This window comes from Acinetobacter sp. YH12045, from assembly GCF_013419925.1.
In the GTDB taxonomy this organism is placed as follows: Bacteria; Pseudomonadota; Gammaproteobacteria; order Pseudomonadales; family Moraxellaceae; genus Acinetobacter; species Acinetobacter amyesii.
Window position 1 is genome coordinate 22,023 of sequence record NZ_VOZE01000013.1, and the last position, 15,847, is coordinate 37,869.

General features: G+C 40.8%; 10 protein-coding genes and 1 tRNA gene. 5 read left to right on the forward strand and 6 right to left on the reverse strand.

All coding sequences use genetic code 11. From position 1 onward, the window contains the following. Positions 1–28: 28 nt before the first annotated feature. The 5 genes from FTU02_RS13670 to lldP form a co-directional block, all read right to left on the reverse strand. A complete protein-coding gene (locus tag FTU02_RS13670; protein WP_180157612.1) occupies positions 29–2,065 on the reverse strand; it encodes an NADPH-dependent 2,4-dienoyl-CoA reductase in 2,037 nt (678 codons plus the stop codon). Positions 2,066–2,247: 182 nt separating this feature from the next. After that, positions 2,248–3,939, reverse strand: coding sequence for a D-lactate dehydrogenase (dld, locus tag FTU02_RS13675; RefSeq protein ID WP_180157659.1), 1,692 nt, complete (start codon positions 3,937–3,939; stop codon positions 2,248–2,250). Between the two features lie 320 nt (positions 3,940–4,259). After that, positions 4,260–5,414 carry an FMN-dependent L-lactate dehydrogenase LldD gene (lldD, locus tag FTU02_RS13680; protein WP_180157614.1) on the reverse strand — a complete coding sequence of 385 codons (1,155 nt, stop codon included), beginning with the start codon at positions 5,412–5,414 and terminating at the stop codon, positions 4,260–4,262. 2 nt (positions 5,415–5,416) lie between these two features. Beyond that, positions 5,417–6,160: a transcriptional regulator LldR gene (gene lldR / locus FTU02_RS13685; RefSeq protein ID WP_180157616.1), complete on the reverse strand. Its 744-nt coding sequence runs from the start codon at positions 6,158–6,160 to the stop codon at positions 5,417–5,419. A gap of 32 nt (positions 6,161–6,192) precedes the next feature. Continuing rightward, positions 6,193–7,860: an L-lactate permease gene (gene lldP, locus FTU02_RS13690; protein ID WP_171263757.1), complete on the reverse strand. Its 1,668-nt coding sequence runs from the start codon at positions 7,858–7,860 to the stop codon at positions 6,193–6,195. 620 nt (positions 7,861–8,480) lie between these two features. Here lldP and argG point away from each other — a divergent pair. Further along, positions 8,481–9,824 (forward strand): argininosuccinate synthase, encoded by a 1,344-nt coding sequence (argG, locus tag FTU02_RS13695; RefSeq protein WP_078192912.1) that lies wholly within the window; start codon positions 8,481–8,483, stop codon positions 9,822–9,824. A gap of 83 nt (positions 9,825–9,907) precedes the next feature. On the opposite strand, the gene FTU02_RS13700 is transcribed toward argG, so the two are convergent. Further along, a complete protein-coding gene (locus FTU02_RS13700) occupies positions 9,908–11,164 on the reverse strand; it encodes a diguanylate cyclase (protein WP_180085828.1) in 1,257 nt (418 codons plus the stop codon). A gap of 151 nt (positions 11,165–11,315) precedes the next feature. On the opposite strand from FTU02_RS13700, the gene pyrC reads away from it, so the two are divergent. The 4 genes from pyrC to FTU02_RS13720 all read left to right on the forward strand — a co-directional run bounded on the left by pyrC (position 11,316) and on the right by FTU02_RS13720 (position 15,809). Next, positions 11,316–12,350 (forward strand): dihydroorotase, encoded by a 1,035-nt coding sequence (gene pyrC / locus FTU02_RS13705; protein WP_111885770.1) that lies wholly within the window; start codon positions 11,316–11,318, stop codon positions 12,348–12,350. Continuing rightward, complete coding sequence (rnt, locus tag FTU02_RS13710) at positions 12,335–12,994, forward strand: ribonuclease T (protein WP_078192915.1); 660 nt, start codon at positions 12,335–12,337, stop codon at positions 12,992–12,994. The genes pyrC and rnt overlap by 16 nt, the downstream gene beginning before the upstream one ends. A gap of 20 nt (positions 12,995–13,014) precedes the next feature. Next, positions 13,015–13,090, forward strand: a tRNA-Glu gene (locus FTU02_RS13715). A gap of 181 nt (positions 13,091–13,271) precedes the next feature. Next, positions 13,272–15,809 (forward strand): TonB-dependent receptor plug domain-containing protein, encoded by a 2,538-nt coding sequence (locus FTU02_RS13720; RefSeq protein ID WP_180157618.1) that lies wholly within the window; start codon positions 13,272–13,274, stop codon positions 15,807–15,809. The last annotated feature ends 38 nt before the right edge of the window (positions 15,810–15,847 follow it).

Below are 15,847 nucleotides of genomic sequence, written 5' to 3' on the forward strand. Positions count from 1 at the left end.
TTCAAATGAATATTGTTTCGCCAAATCCTTAAAGTTTAGCCGCAAGCTCCGCACCTTCACGTATTGCGCGTTTCGCATCTAACTCTGCTGCTAGTTTTGCACCACCAATAATATGGTAATTGGCAAGGGTTTTCTCACCCTGTTCTGGCATCAAATGCTTTACCGATTCCTGACCTGCACAAACGACAATCGTATCTACACGTAATAATTGATCATGCCCTTCATATTCAACCCAAAGACCTTCATCAGTAATGGCTTTGTATTGAACACCACGCAGCATACGAACCGCATTTTTCTTTAATTGTGCACGATGTACCCAGCCTGATGTTTTACCTAACCCAGCACCAATTGCAGTTGTTTTACGTTGTAATAAGTAGATTTCACGAACAGGAGGTTCGAGCTCAGCAGCCTGCATACCACCTTCTGTTATGTAGTTTGGATTTGGATCAACACCCCACTCCCGCTGCCAATCCGCTAAAGGCATTGGTTGTGGCTGATGTGGTGGTTTGAGTAAAAATTCAGATACATCAAAGCCAATGCCGCCTGCACCAATCACAGCAACTTTATTGCCCACAGCTGCGCCTTTCAGCACTTCTGCATAAGACAAGACATTCGGTGCATCACCACCTTCAATTTTTAAGCTGCGAGGAACCACACCTGTTGCAATAACAACTTCCTCAAACCCTTCACGTTCAAGTTGTTCACGGTTTACACGCGTGTTTAAACGCAGATCGACACCCGTTTTTTCGATTTGAACTTTAAAGTAGCGAATCGTTTCATGAAATTCTTCTTTGCCGGGAACGACTTTTGCCAAATTAAATTGACCACCCACTTCTGTACCCGCTTCAAATAGTGTCACCGCATGGCCTCGGCTTGCCGCTACCGTTGCAGCAGACATACCTGCCACGCCACCACCGACGACTGCAATGCGCTTCGGTTTTTTGGTCTTTAAATAAACCAATTCAGTTTCATATGCCGCTCGTGGGTTGACCAAACACGTCGCACGCTGATTTTTAAAAGTATGATCTAAACAGGCTTGGTTACAGGCAATACAGGTATTAATTTCATCGACACGATTGGTCGCCGTTTTATTTACCCAAAACGGATCTGCCAAGAATGGACGCGCCATTTGCACCATATCTGCCTTGCCTGAAGCCAAAATTTCTTCAGCAGTATCTGGCATATTGATACGGTTGGACGCAATGACAGGGATCGCAACATGTTTTTTGACTTCAGCGGTATAGTCCACAAACGCTGCGCGAGGCACTGAGGTCACAATTGTCGGAATACGTGCTTCATGCCAACCAATCCCCGTGTTCAATAACGTCACACCTGCTGCTTCCAATGCTTTAGCAACAGTAATGACTTCTGCCATGGTGTTCCCATCATGAACCAAATCAAGCAATGACAAACGGAAGCAGATAATAAATTTCTCACCCACTTCAGCACGTATTGATTTCACAATATCAACCGCAAGGCGCATACGATTTTCAATTTCACCGCCCCAACGGTCTGTCCGTTGGTTGACATGACGGCTTAAAAACTGATTCAGCAAGTAGCCTTCTGAACCCATGATTTCAACACCATCATAGCCGGCCTTATGTGCAAGGCTTGCCGTTTTGACATAATCATCAATGGTTGAAAGAATTTGTTTGTCCGTTAATTGACGTGGTTTAAAAGGTGAAATCGGAGATTTAATCGGACTTGCTGACACTGCAAAAGGCTGATAGCCATAACGCCCAGCATGCAAGATTTGCATTAAAATTTTGGCACCATGTTTATGTACTGCATGGGTCACCAAGCGATGCGGAGCAATATCACCTAAAGTATTCATGGTTCCGCCAGCAGGTAACAGCCAACCTTGACGGTTTGGCGAAATACCGCCTGTAATAATCAGGCCGACACCACCTTTCGCACGCTCACCAAAATAAGCCGCAAGCTTAGGATAATTATAAAAACGATCTTCCAGCCCACTATGCATGGACCCCATCACGACACGGTTTTTAATCGTGGTAAAACCTAAATGTAAAGGCTTTAAAATATTTGCATAGCTAGTCGTTGTCATGCTGAATCCTTATTTTGGCTTTGCAACTTGTTGCATAACACTTTAGCGGTTTTTTTATATTTTGGGATGACAATTTAGAAAATATTCTTCGCCTTTATGGTCAATACCTCCGGATATATTAATCCTTTAACCATAAAAAAAGCCGTGATATATCACATCACGGCGTGTTGTTTTATAAAGCATTATTTCCAATGTTTCAGCTTACTGGTTTGTCCAATCCCGACATTAAAGCTATTGGTTGGATCCAGTTTTTGATAATGATTTTTTAATGCAGGCTTAGCAACATATAAATGCCCAACATTGTGTTCTGCAGGATATTCAGCGCCACGATCATCGAGTAAATGCCACATTGCATGTTCCATTGCCAAAGGGTCTACGCCTTTTTTCACAATATAATCTTGATGAAAAACATGACAGAGAAAATGTCCATAATAGAGTTTATGGATAATTTGCTCATTCATGGCTTTCGGCAAAGTTTCGACCCATTCACGATCATTGCGACGTAATGCAATATCTAAAGCCACTATATCTTCAACTTCTGAACGATGCGTATCACGATAACGAATTGCAGCACCTGCCACCGCAAAGCGATGTAAAAATGCCTTACGACCTTCTTCATCCGTACATTTAAAATAATTGCCTGAGGTTTTATCTAAAAAATACGTTTTCAAATACGCATCAACTTGATCAACATCCTGATTTTCAATACGAATCATCAAATGATGTTCATATAAATCACGAAACTCATTCATACGTTTTGGCAGATGATTCGGCATAAATTTAGTGACGAGTTGTAAAACTTTATCCGATAAACCTTGCAAACCCAGTTTTTCTAAATAGCCATCGACTTTATCTTTCATGGCAAAAGCAGCAGGAACTTTTGCGGTGCCGAATTTTTCAATAAATACAAAAGAATCTTTACCGTATTCAGCCCCAATATCGTATGCCACGCGATGAATGTACTCACCTGCAATCGGGAGGCGTGCAAGATCTTTTAATAGAAAACGACGAATTTCGGTTAAATCATCTTGTGAATTGGTCCCTACATAAAACACCTGACTAGGGATTTTTTCAAAGGTATCTAAACGTACTGCAAAGACGCAGACCTTACCTGCTGAACCCGATGCTTCAAATAGTCGACTCGGATCTGCATTAAAACGTGCAGGTGTATTTTCATCGACTTGTTTAACGTCATGTGAGTAGCGTTGATCTGATGCACAGCAACTTGAATTATTCACAATGTCATTGATTTGATATTTTTTATTTTCTAGCGCTGTGAGGATTTCTTCAGGCGTATTGCCAAGATTGACACCTAGATGATTGACCAACTCTAACTCACCTGACTCATTCACTTGTGCATACAGTGCAAGCTCTGTATAGGCAGGACCGCGGCGCACCAAAGCACCCCCTGAGTTATTGCACACGCCGCCCAAAACCGATGCCCCAATACATGAAGAACCAATCACCGAATGTGGTTCACGATTATATGGCAGCAAATCTTTTTCAAGTTTGTCTAATGTGGCACCCGGTAGACAAATCACTTGCTTGCCTTCATTAATCACTTGGATGCCAACCAAACGACGTGTACTTATCAGCACCACAGGACGGTCATAGTCATCACCAAACGGCGTTGAACCACCTGTCAGACCTGTATTGGCGGCTTGCATAATCACAATACAATTTGCATCCACAGCCGCTTGCAGCACTTGCCATTGCTCAAGCAAAGAGCCCGGTGTAACCACAGCCAATACTTTTCCTGCACCGTAACGGCGACCTTGGCGGTATAAACGTGTGTCTTTATCTTCAGTTAAAACGTGTTGCTTACCGACGATGTTGATGAGGTTTTGAATGGTTTGTAATGATTGAGTTTGCATGCTCGTAGAATTTTCCATTTTCATTATTTTCTCTCCTCGCTAAAGAGGAATTGCATTGTTATGCAATAAAAAAATATTGATTTACATATTTTAAACAACGTAGGTTTATTTGCACATATCAAAAGTTTTTAGTCATTGTTATTAAAATCTATAATGAATATCCCTTCTCCCCTTGGGATGAGTAGCAATGCTACACAAGAGGGTTAGGAGAATTAATCAATAAATACCTCTCCCTAACCCTCTCCTACAAGGAGAGGGAACTTTCATTTTTTAATTTTTTTTGATAACGAATAACTTTCCCAAGAGATCTATTCAAAAAATCACCCAGCCAACTCTTTCTCTAACTTCACCAAACAATCAGATGTAATATCCGCAATGGTTTTTGCACCTGTTAACGTCATCGCAACACGCATTTCTTTATCAATCAGTTCTAAAAGATTGGAAACACCTTCACCACCTGCTGCACCGAGCGCATAAACAAAGGCACGACCGAGCATACAGGTTTCCGCACCCAAAGCCAGCATACGCACCACATCTAAACCATTTCGAATACCAGAGTCCGCAAGGATTTTAATATCGCCTTTTACTGCATCTGCAATTGGCGGTAATGCACGCGCTGATGATAAAACACCATCGAGCTGACGGCCACCATGGTTTGACACCACAATGCCATCTGCACCAAAACGCACTGCATCTTTGGCATCTTCAGGGTCAAGGATGCCTTTAATGACCATCGGGCCATCCCAAAATTCACGAATCCACTCAAGGTCTTTCCATGAAATTGATGGGTCAAAGTTATTGCCCAACCAGCCGATATAATCTTCCAAACCTGTTGGTTTGCCCAAGTATTTAGAAATATTCCCTAAGTCATGCGGACGACCTAATAAACCCACATTCCACGCCCAGTGTGGGTGGAAACACGACTGCATATAACGGCGCATGGCAGCATTTGGGCCACTCATCCCTGAGTGTGCATCACGGTAACGCGCGCCCGGAACAGGCATATCCACGGTAAACACCAGAGTTGAACAGCCTGCTGCTTTGGCACGTTCTAAGGCATTTTTCATAAAGCCACGGTCACGTAGCACATATAACTGAAACCACATGGGACGCTGAATCGCTGGCGCCACTTCTTCAATTGGACAAACTGAAACGGTAGACAGCGTAAATGGAATGCCCTTTTTATCTGCGGCAACGGCTGCTTGAACTTCACCACGACGTGCATACATCCCTGTTAAACCCACAGGTGATAAAGCCACAGGCATCGATAAGGTTTCATTAAACAGTTGGGTTTCTAGACTCAGCTGTGACATGTCATTCAGCACACGTTGACGCAACGCTATTTTTGATAAATCTTCTACATTACGCTTTAAGGTATATTCGGCATACGCCCCGCCATCGATGTAATGAAATAAAAATGGCGGTAAACGACGACGTGCCGCTTCACGGTAGTCATTGGCAGAAGAAATAATCATGCTTATATCCTGTTTAATCGACTGGCACGCTGACGTCGAGCTTCTTCTTCATCAATCATACGCACCTGTTGTACTACAAACTCAATGTGTCCACAGACTGCTTTACGTGCAGCTTCAGGATCACGACGTTCAATTGCATTCATGACTTGAAAGTGCTGATCATGCAATTGATCAAATCGGTGTGCTTCGCTATAAACTTTTCGACGACCTAAAACGACATTAAATTGCAACAGATCAAATAGACCACGCATCATCTGAATCAACACTAAATTATGTGATGCTTCAGCAATTGCTAAATGAAATTTGGCATCTGCACGCGCTGCTTCATCGTCATTGCCTAAAGCCTGAAAATGATTGATCTGATCATAATAATGTCGGATATGTGCCAAGTCCTCTGCTGTAGCACGTTGTGCCGCATACCATGCGGTACCACCTTCTAAAATAATGCGCGCCTCTTGCACATCAAAACGGTAGGCAGGGTCTTCACTAATCAAACTGCTGATGGGCTGCACAATTTGATAACTCGACCAAGTCGCAGGTAATTGCTTTAAAAAAGTCCCCGCACCGACTTTACTGACCAACACGCCCATGCTGGTCAATTGAGAAATCGCTTCGCGTAAAGAGGTGCGTGAGACGCCAAGTTGTTCACACAGTTTCCGTTCAGCAGGCAGACGATCTCCAACTTGCATATTGCTTTCTTCAATGAATACACGAAGACTTTGAACAGTTTTATCAGAGACTTTCATCTGCTTTCCTTAACGTTGTTACACAATGCGTGTTATGGAATCATCCAAGGGAACACATAAGCTTGTAGGGTGATTAAAATCCCCATCATGATTGTGAACGTTATACTGTGTTTTACGGTAAAACGGAATAAATCAGACTCTTTACCTACCAATCCAACTGCCGCACATGCAATTGCAATTGACTGCGGAGAAATCATTTTTCCAGTCACACCACCACTGGTATTGGCAGCAACGAGTAATACTTCTGGCACACCAATTTGCTGTGCAGTAGTTGCCTGTAATGCAGCAAATAGTGCATTGGCTGACGTATCTGAACCCGTAAGGAAGACACCAAGCCATCCTAAAAATGGCGAGAAGAAGGTAAAGGCTTGGCCTGTATGCGCAAGTGCCAATGCCAATGTTGCCGACATCCCTGAATAGTTGGCGATAAATGCAAAAGCCAAGACCATTCCAATCGAATAAATTGGAATTTTTAATTCATTAATAGTTTCACCAAAGGTCACAATTGCTTCTTTAGGCTTCATTTTTAAGAAAATAATGGTAATGATCGCAGCAATGACAATTGCCGTACCTGTTGCCGAAAACCAATCAAATTTATAGATGGCATCGTAGTCCTTCATTTCAGGTACGACTGGCGGCATCTTTTGAACCAATTGATGTAAAAATGGCACTTTGATCGAAATAACCATGTCATGCAGCGCGCCATCTTTGGTAAATAAATCCTTAAACGGTTTAATACTCCAGATCGTGACCATCACCGTTAAGATCGCAAATGGCGACCACGCTTTTGCAATTTGCCCCAAGCTATATTTTTGCTGTTTTTGTGCAGCAACATCTTCACTCATCGTCGCATCTTGATCTGCAAAGCGGAAAATATGTTTAGGCTGCCAATATTTAAATAAAATCGTTAATGACACTAAAGAGGCAATCGCCGCGGTAATATCTGGTAATTCAGGACCGACAAAGTTCGAGGTTAGGTACTGTGCAATCGCAAAGCTACTCGCGCCAACAACAACTGCAGGCCAAGTTTCCTTCACACCGCGCCAGCCATCCATAATCGCCATAATCCAAAACAGTACAATCGGCACCATAAATGGCAGCTGTCGACCAACCATCTGACTGATTTCCATCGTATCAACACCAGACACTTGCCCAGCAACGATAATTGGAATACCCATCGCACCAAAAGCCACTGGCGCAGTATTGACGATCAGACAAAGACCTGCCGCATATAAAGGCTTAAAGCCTAAACCTACCAATAGTGCTGCAGTAATCGCCACAGGGGCACCAAAGCCCGCCGCACCTTCGAGGAAAGTACCGAAAGCAAAGCCAACTAACAGCATCTGTAATCGTTGATCTTCAGTAATGGAAAGAATCGAAGAACGGATGATGTCAAACTGCCCTGTTTTGACTGAAATTTTATACAGGAACACCGCACCAATAATGATCCATGCAATCGGCCATAAACCATAGAAGAAACCGTAGACCATCGAAGCCAATGCCATAAGCGCAGGCATGTCATAGGCAAATAAAGACACCAAAAGTGCCAGTACAACGGTGATCGTACCTGCCACACTGCCTTTTAAACGAAATACAGCAAGCGCCAAGAAAAAAAAGATAATCGGAATGAGCGCAATTAAACTTGATATCCATATATTCCCCATTGGGTCATATATTTGCTGCCATTGAAGCATTGTCATCTCCTTGAAATGCTTACTAAGATTTAATTATTGAGCAATATCAGCATGTGGTCTTTTTGTATTGGTATGACCAATATAAAAATCAAAGACATAAAAACTCATACTATTTTGCTGAAATACTCCGCAATTTTTAAATATTTCAACTCAATCATTCAAGCTTTTCTTGTTTTTGGTATGACCAATATAAAATACAAAAACATTATTTGTCCGTTTAAAAACATCTATATAAACTTTTAAATAATTGTTTTGTAGTTATTATTTATGAATAGATTTTATAAAATATACTTTAGTCTAATAACCAAGCTTTGTTTGACCTCAGTCTCATTTCAATGGGAAGTATAAAAACCAAATCAACACCATATTGGTATGACCATTTATTAAAATCAAATAGATTTCTTTATATTTGCATCCTATTTCTTTCAGAAAATGCATTTTCCGCCTGCAAAAACTAGATGAAGTATTCAACAATAGATTTCAACGATCATTTTTTTCCACCTCATCGCTTGTATCTCATGATTTTTTAGAAAAACCCTGCAGAAAAGTGCTACAATCGCACACATATATGTATTCTTTCAGGCCACCCATTCTCGGTGCCTATATTTATATCGTTAGGATTAACAATGACTGATAATGCAACTATCTTGCAGAATGTCCCAGTTGGCAAAAAAGTTGGTATTGCCTTCTCTGGTGGTCTAGATACTTCAGCTGCGCTTTTGTGGATGAAACAAAAAGGTGCGGAACCTTATGCTTACACAGCAAACTTAGGTCAACCTGATGAAGACGACTACGATGCGATTCCCAAAAAAGCGGAAGCGTATGGCGCAGTTAAAGCTCGCTTAGTTGATTGTCGTTTACAACTTGCTTTAGAAGGTATTGCGGCTATTCAATGTGGCGCTTTCCACATTTCAACTGGTGGTATGCCTTATTTCAACACGACTCCTCTTGGTCGTGCAGTTACAGGTACGATGCTTGTAACCGCGATGAAAGAAGATGACGTAAACATCTGGGGTGACGGTTCGACTTATAAAGGTAACGACATTGAACGTTTCTATCGTTATGGTCTATTGACTAACCCAGCACTTAAAATTTACAAACCGTGGTTAGACCAAACCTTTATTGACGAATTAGGTGGCCGTGCAGAAATGTCACAGTTCCTAATCGACAACGGTTTTGACTACAAAATGTCAAAAGAGAAAGCGTACTCAACTGACTCAAACATGTTAGGTGCGACTCACGAAGCAAAAGATCTTGAATACCTTAATGCGGGTATCAAAATCGTAGACCCAATCATGGGCGTTGCGTTCTGGAAAGATGACGTAGAAGTAAAAGCTGAAGAAGTTTCTGTAACTTTCGAAGAAGGCTTCCCTGTTGCATTAAATGGCAAACGTATCGAAAACCCAGTTGAGTTCATTCTTGAAGCTAACCGTATCGGTGGTCGTCATGGTCTAGGTATGTCTGACCAAATCGAAAACCGTATCATTGAAGCAAAATCTCGTGGTATCTACGAAGCTCCGGGTATGGCACTTCTTCATATTGCTTATGAACGTTTAGTGACTGGTATTCATAACGAAGACACCATCGAACAATACCGTATTAACGGTCTGCGTTTAGGTCGTCTTCTTTACCAAGGTCGTTGGTTCGATTCTCAATCATTAATGCTTCGTGAAACTGCGCAGCGTTGGGTTGCTAAAGCAATCACTGGTACTGTGACTTTAGAACTTCGTCGTGGTAATGACTACACTATTCTAAACACTGAATCTCCTAACCTCACTTATGAAGCTGAGCGTTTAACTATGGAGAAAGGTGACTCTATGTTTAGTCCTGCTGACCGTATCGGTCAATTGACTATGCGTAACCTAGATATCACAGATACTCGCGCTAAATTAGGCATCTATACAAACTCTGGCTTACTTGCAGTAGGTACAGGTTCAGCAGTGCCTCAATTAAAAGACAAAAACAAATAAGATTTGTTGAGTCATAAAAAAACCGCGCATTTTGCGCGGTTTTTTATTGCCGATTTCAGAGAATTTCTCAATGTTATTAAACATTAAGCCACATGCGCTGAACGAATCGATTGATAGTAAATTTGATTCCGTCCGAGTTGTTTTGCACGATATAAAGCCTGATCAGCGATCGTTAATAACTCTTCCTTGGTCAGCATCTCCGCACGATATACGGTTATCCCCAAACTGATGGTGACATGGTTGGATACCAAAGATTTTGCATGTGGAATCTCTAAACGATCAATTGCTTTATAAATATTCGAGGCAACCGCATAAGCGCCATGTGCATCGGTTTCAGGTAGTAAAACCACAAACTCTTCACCACCATATCGCGCTACAAAATCCATATGTCGAATGGCATTTTTAATGGTTTTGGCAATGGTTGAAATTACATCATCGCCTTTTTGATGACCGTAGAAATCGTTATAGTTTTTAAAATGATCGACATCGATAAACAGCACAGCAAGCGAGGTGTTATTACGTCGAGATTGCTCATAAAAGGTATCGAGCATTTCATCAAAAGTACGTCGGTTTGAAATCTTGGTTAATTCATCATGCTGACTTAGATGCAAAAGCTCTGTGGTATGAATACGATGGATTTTTTCACTAATATCCGCGCGCAGCATATTCAAAAAAATCATCCGTTCACGTGCACAGAGCATCTTACTGATTGCAAAACCCAATACACAGCTTCCAATCAGTACACGCCCCAACACCATTACATCAAATTTCACTTCTAATGAAAAAAGCATCAACATGGTGACCACAGCAGCCAACAAGCCAGACATTAACATTTGGACCGGTTTCACCCCCGTCAAAATATAGCTCAAGATATAAATCATACAAAGGATCATCATGGCCTGATGTTTAAGTGCTTCGGTATACACAGTCATGGTGAGCCAAGACATTGAAATAACAGCCCAAAACACTACAAACATACTGGCATGTGAAAAATAAGGCTTCAGCCGGTCATAACGGGCAAAGGTATATAAAGCCAAAAGACACAGCGCACCATTGAGCTGACCAACCAAACAACGAATAAAATCATGCACAAAATGCTGTTGATTAATTATCCAGTAATCTCCGGGAATGATCAGCATCGTGAGCACAAAGTAGATCAACACTCCCATCCAAAAAAAATGACGTATGTTGGTTTGCGCACGATCGAGGCTTAAAGTCCAAAATTGAGTTTCCAGTTTTTTAGGAAACATTTCCCCTACACGACGAGTTTGCCGTGTAATCAGTTCCTCTATTTTTTCTTTATCGTATTGCAACTTTGCAAGGTTATACTTGTATTCCATTTCCAAGCATTTATCTAATTCTTTTAGTCATTTAAAAATACCACAGTTTTATTCTTTATTTATATCTGTTCAGTCATTTGTACAGAAATGTCGTTACCATTTTCACATTATTTGCATTATCATTTGTTTTATTTCCAAGCTTGGAATCGCTGTGAATACGATTACTCTTCTTCAGCCAGATGATTGGCATGCACATTTACGTGACGGTCTAGCCCTAAAGCGTACAGTTCCTGATTTAGCACAACAATTCTCTCGCGCGATTTGTATGCCAAACACCGTACCACCGGTAAAAACCGTTGAAGAAGCAAATGCATACCGTGAACGTATCATGGCACATGTTCCTGAAGGCGTTCACTTTGACCCGCGTATGGTGCTCTATTTCACAGACAACACCCCTGCAAGTGAAGTTAAAAAAATTAAAGAGTCTGAGCATGTTAATGCCATTAAGCTCTATCCAGCGGGTGCAACCACGAACTCAGACAGCGGTGTCAGTGATATTAGTAAAGTCTATGGTGTGATTGAGCAACTCGAAGAACACCAAGTGCCGTTACTGTTACATGGTGAAGTGACCCATAACCATGTCGATATTTTTGACCGTGAAAAACGTTTCCTTGATGAAGTACTTTCTCCACTGTTAAAACAGTTCCCTAAATTAAAATTGGTGCTAGAACACATCACCACAAGTGAAGCTGCGCATTTTGTATTAGAACAAGACCGTAATGTGGCTGCGACAATCACACCGCAACATTTATTGTTTAACCGTAATGACATGTTGGTGGGTGGCATTAAACCGCATTTCTATTGCCTACCGATATTAAAACGTCAAACCCATCAGCAAACTTTGCTCGAAGTTGCGACCAGTGCGAACCCTAAATTTTTCTTAGGTACAGACAGTGCGCCGCACTCAAAAAACGCTAAAGAAAATGCATGTGGCTGTGCAGGATGTTATAGTGCACCAACAGCAATTGAGCTATACGCTCAAGCATTTGATCAAGTCGGTAAAATCGACCGTTTAGAAGGTTTTGCAAGCCACTTTGGTGCAGACTTCTACGGACTCCCTCGAAATACCAATACCATTACTTTGGTAAAAGAAGATCAAGTGATCCCTGAAAGTTTAGACTACTTGGATGGCGAAAAAATTATTCCGTTGTATGCGGGTAAGACCATCCAATGGAGAAAAGTGTGACAGATGAAACTCGACCAGTCATTGGTCAACGTTTCCGTGGATTCCTACCTGTTGTTGTCGATGTCGAAACAGCAGGTTTTAATTCACAGACCGATGCCTTACTGGAAATTGCAGCGATTCCTATTGTGTATGATGCAGAAGGTAATTTTGTACCGGGTGAAGCCCACCATGCACATATCAATCCATTTGAAGGTGCCAACCTTGACCGTCGTTCACTGGATTTTATTGGTGTAGATCCATTTAATCCGATGCGTATGGCCATGGCTGAAGATGAGAAATCAGCATTAAAACGTATTTTTAAGTCAGTGAATGAAGTACGTCGTCAACAAAACTGCACTCATGCTGTTTTAGTTGGTCACAATGCCCATTTTGATTTAGGGTTTGTACAGGCAGCTATTGCACGTACAGGAACAAAAAATCAAAATCCTTTCCATAGTTTTTCCGTATTCGATACAGTGACTTTGAGCGCTGTAATGTTTGGACAAACTGTGCTGGCAAAATCATGTATTCAAGCTGGTATTGAGTTTGATGGTAAAGAAGCACACTCTGCACTTTACGATACTCAGAAGACCGCTGAACTGTTCTGCTATATTTTGAACAAACTCGGCCCTCACCTACTTGACACTATGATGGCGGATCAATAAGATACCGCCATCTTCTAAACGTCCCTATCGTCTAGAGGCCTAGGACATCGCCCTTTCACGGCGGTAACCGGGGTTCGAATCCCCGTAGGGACGCCAATTCTTAAATATTCAAGTCTATTGAATACACATCACCATCTCTCCTGATTATTCAAAATTTTCATTGAATTTGTTGTGTATTAAAAAATCACTTATTGCAAATAATTCTCATTTCTATTGATTATTCTTGTAAAGTTAATGATAATCGCTATCGTTTTTATCTGCATAATTGTTGACAGCCATGCGCTTTGCCTATTCTCCCCTTAATATCGCAATTTTGACTGCTTTAGCATCTCAAACGTATGCAAATGAAAGCCAGATCTCCGAAGAAATCAAAACCAATACGGTGTCGATGACACCTATTGAGGTTGAAGTCAAAGCCAAGCAAGAAGTAGGTAAAACCGTCTACACCAAAGAAGATTTAGAAAAAACGCCGAATAGCTCAAAAAATATCACAGACTTTTTAAAAGTTAATCCAAATGTGCAGTTTAGCCGTGAACAACGTTCTGCAGATTCACAGGCTGAGCTACGACCATCCGAGATATCTATTAATGGCGCGCAAACTTACCGAAATAAATTTGTAATTAACGGCGTCAATACCACCAATAACCTTGACCCTCTGGCAAGCGGCAACTCCTATTCAGGCAAGCTTGATGGTGGCTCACAAGGGATTGCCCTAAATACCGATTTAATTTGTAAATTAGAATTGATCGATAGTAATGTTTCTGCAGCATACGGCGAATTTACAGGTGGTGTAGTTAATGCTGAAACTTGTGCCCCAAATACTGAAATTGGCAAAATCCACGGCTCCCTTACTTACGACTACACGGAAAGTGATTGGTCACGTTATCATTTTACCGATGAAGAAGAAGCTGCAGAGTTTGAAGATCCAACATCATCAAATAATAAAGAATATAAAAAACACGGCCTAAGCCTGAATCTATACAGCAAACTCTCTGAACAATGGGGCATCAATAGTTATGCCTCTAAACGTGAATCCATCGTTCCAGTAATGAGTGGTTTAGAAGATCGCAGTAAAGTCAAAAGCGAGCGTAATAATATCAACTTAGGGACTACCCTTTTTTATACACCTTCGGACACAACCAAAGCGAAGTTTGGCTTTGATTTAGGGGATTTGGACAGTCTAAATTTCGTTGATAAGCGAATAAATTCAAAAAGTATTAGCAATACAGAAACGCTGACATTTTTTGGTGAATTAGAAAGTAAACTCAATAATTCAACATTAAAACAAAATATTAGCTATCAAACGCTAAGCCAAGCACGTGAAAATGATTCAACTACCGGCATTCTTTGGAAGCAAACACCAACTAAAAACTGGAGTTCCAATCCTGGTGAAGGTGCCACAAGTAGTGATATTGAATTACACCAAGATACATTTTCGTATAGTCTAAAAAATGCGTTTGATACCATTCAGATTGGCAACAGCATGCAACAATTAAGCTTTGGTATGGGCTATGACTATTCTAAAGTTGCATGGGAACGGCCTAACGATGCCTATATGTATAATCAGCCTAAGACTTTTACATCTAGTTCAGGCATTAGCTGTACGGCAGGTGATATTCTTTGTGATGAAGCAACGGATGAAAATAACTATCAAGGCCAATATCAAACAAATGGCAAGTATTATCAAAAAGGTAAAGTTAATATTGACCAACAACGTGTGCATACCTTCATTGAAAACACATCGACTTGGGATAATTTTTCAGCGCGTTTAGGTTTACGTGCAGATTATGATAGCTTATCGAAAAATTTAAATATTGCACCTCGTACTGCCTTTAACTATAAACCGCTAAAAAATGATCTTCTGTCCTTCACTACGGGATGGAATCGATATTATGCAAACTATACCTTAGCCACTGAACTGCAAGATCAACTTGCATTTTTGGAATACAATTTAAAACGCACAAAAAATCAAACTGAAGACTATTGGACTCAAACTGGGTTATCAGATTTAATATTAGCTAATTCCAATATTCAACGTGCCAATTTAAAGCCCCCTTATGCTGACGAAATTGTGTTTGCCATTAATAGCCAAGTTAAAAACTGGAACCTTGGTCTGAAATGGGTGAATCGCGATATCAAAGATGAAATTACAAAAAATCGTTTTATTGATCCAACAACCAGCAATACCATCGATCATTTTGAATATAGTAATAGTGGTAAAGCAAAAGCTGACATTTACACACTCACACTCAGAAATACGCTGCCAGTCGTATATAAAAACTCTCTGCACAGGTTTAACTTTGGCTTTGATTACACTGAATCAGAAAAAAATTATTTAGACTATTCTGAGTCATATAACGTTAACAGTAATACGGCTGCTGAAGATCGCGATATTATCTTTAACGGCAGCCTCATCCAATTTAATGAACGTCCTGTTGAAAATTTCAATCAGCCTTGGACTGCTCGTTTTGGTTGGGACATTGAGTTTTCAAATTTACCATTAAAGATTAATAACTTCTTAAGCTACAAATCTGAATATAAAGATACGTATAAACTAAAAAACAAAGTTGAGCATGATGGTGTCCTGTTGGAAGCCTATGCTACAGATACGATTAGACCTCGATTTAGTTGGGATATGCGTACCACTTATGATTTCAATTTCGCTAAAGACTACAAAGCAATATTCGGTTTAACCATTAACAATATTACCAATCGACATAATATCTATACCACCCCAGGTATTAGTGAGTCGACCAACAGACTTAGATCTGAAATTGGGCGACAGTTCATTGCTGATGTCACATTTAAATTTTAAACTTCCCCTATCAAGAGCGCCTAAAAACGCTCTTGATT

Bases quoted from the DNA above. Each gene is read 5' to 3' on its own strand.
- FTU02_RS13670 (WP_180157612.1), bottom strand. From the start codon at position 2,065: ATGACAACGACTAGCTATGCAAATATTTTAAAGCCTTTACATTTAGGT.
- dld (WP_180157659.1), bottom strand. From the start codon at position 3,939: ATGCAAACTCAATCATTACAAACCATTCAAAACCTCATCAACATCGTC.
- lldD (WP_180157614.1), bottom strand. From the start codon at position 5,414: ATGATTATTTCTTCTGCCAATGACTACCGTGAAGCGGCACGTCGTCGT.
- lldR (WP_180157616.1), bottom strand. From the start codon at position 6,160: ATGAAAGTCTCTGATAAAACTGTTCAAAGTCTTCGTGTATTCATTGAA.
- lldP (WP_171263757.1), bottom strand. From the start codon at position 7,860: ATGACAATGCTTCAATGGCAGCAAATATATGACCCAATGGGGAATATA.
- argG (WP_078192912.1), top strand. From the start codon at position 8,481: ATGACTGATAATGCAACTATCTTGCAGAATGTCCCAGTTGGCAAAAAA.
- FTU02_RS13700 (WP_180085828.1), bottom strand. From the start codon at position 11,164: ATGGAATACAAGTATAACCTTGCAAAGTTGCAATACGATAAAGAAAAA.
- rnt (WP_078192915.1), top strand. From the start codon at position 12,335: ATGGAGAAAAGTGTGACAGATGAAACTCGACCAGTCATTGGTCAACGT.
- FTU02_RS13720 (WP_180157618.1), top strand. From the start codon at position 13,272: ATGCGCTTTGCCTATTCTCCCCTTAATATCGCAATTTTGACTGCTTTA.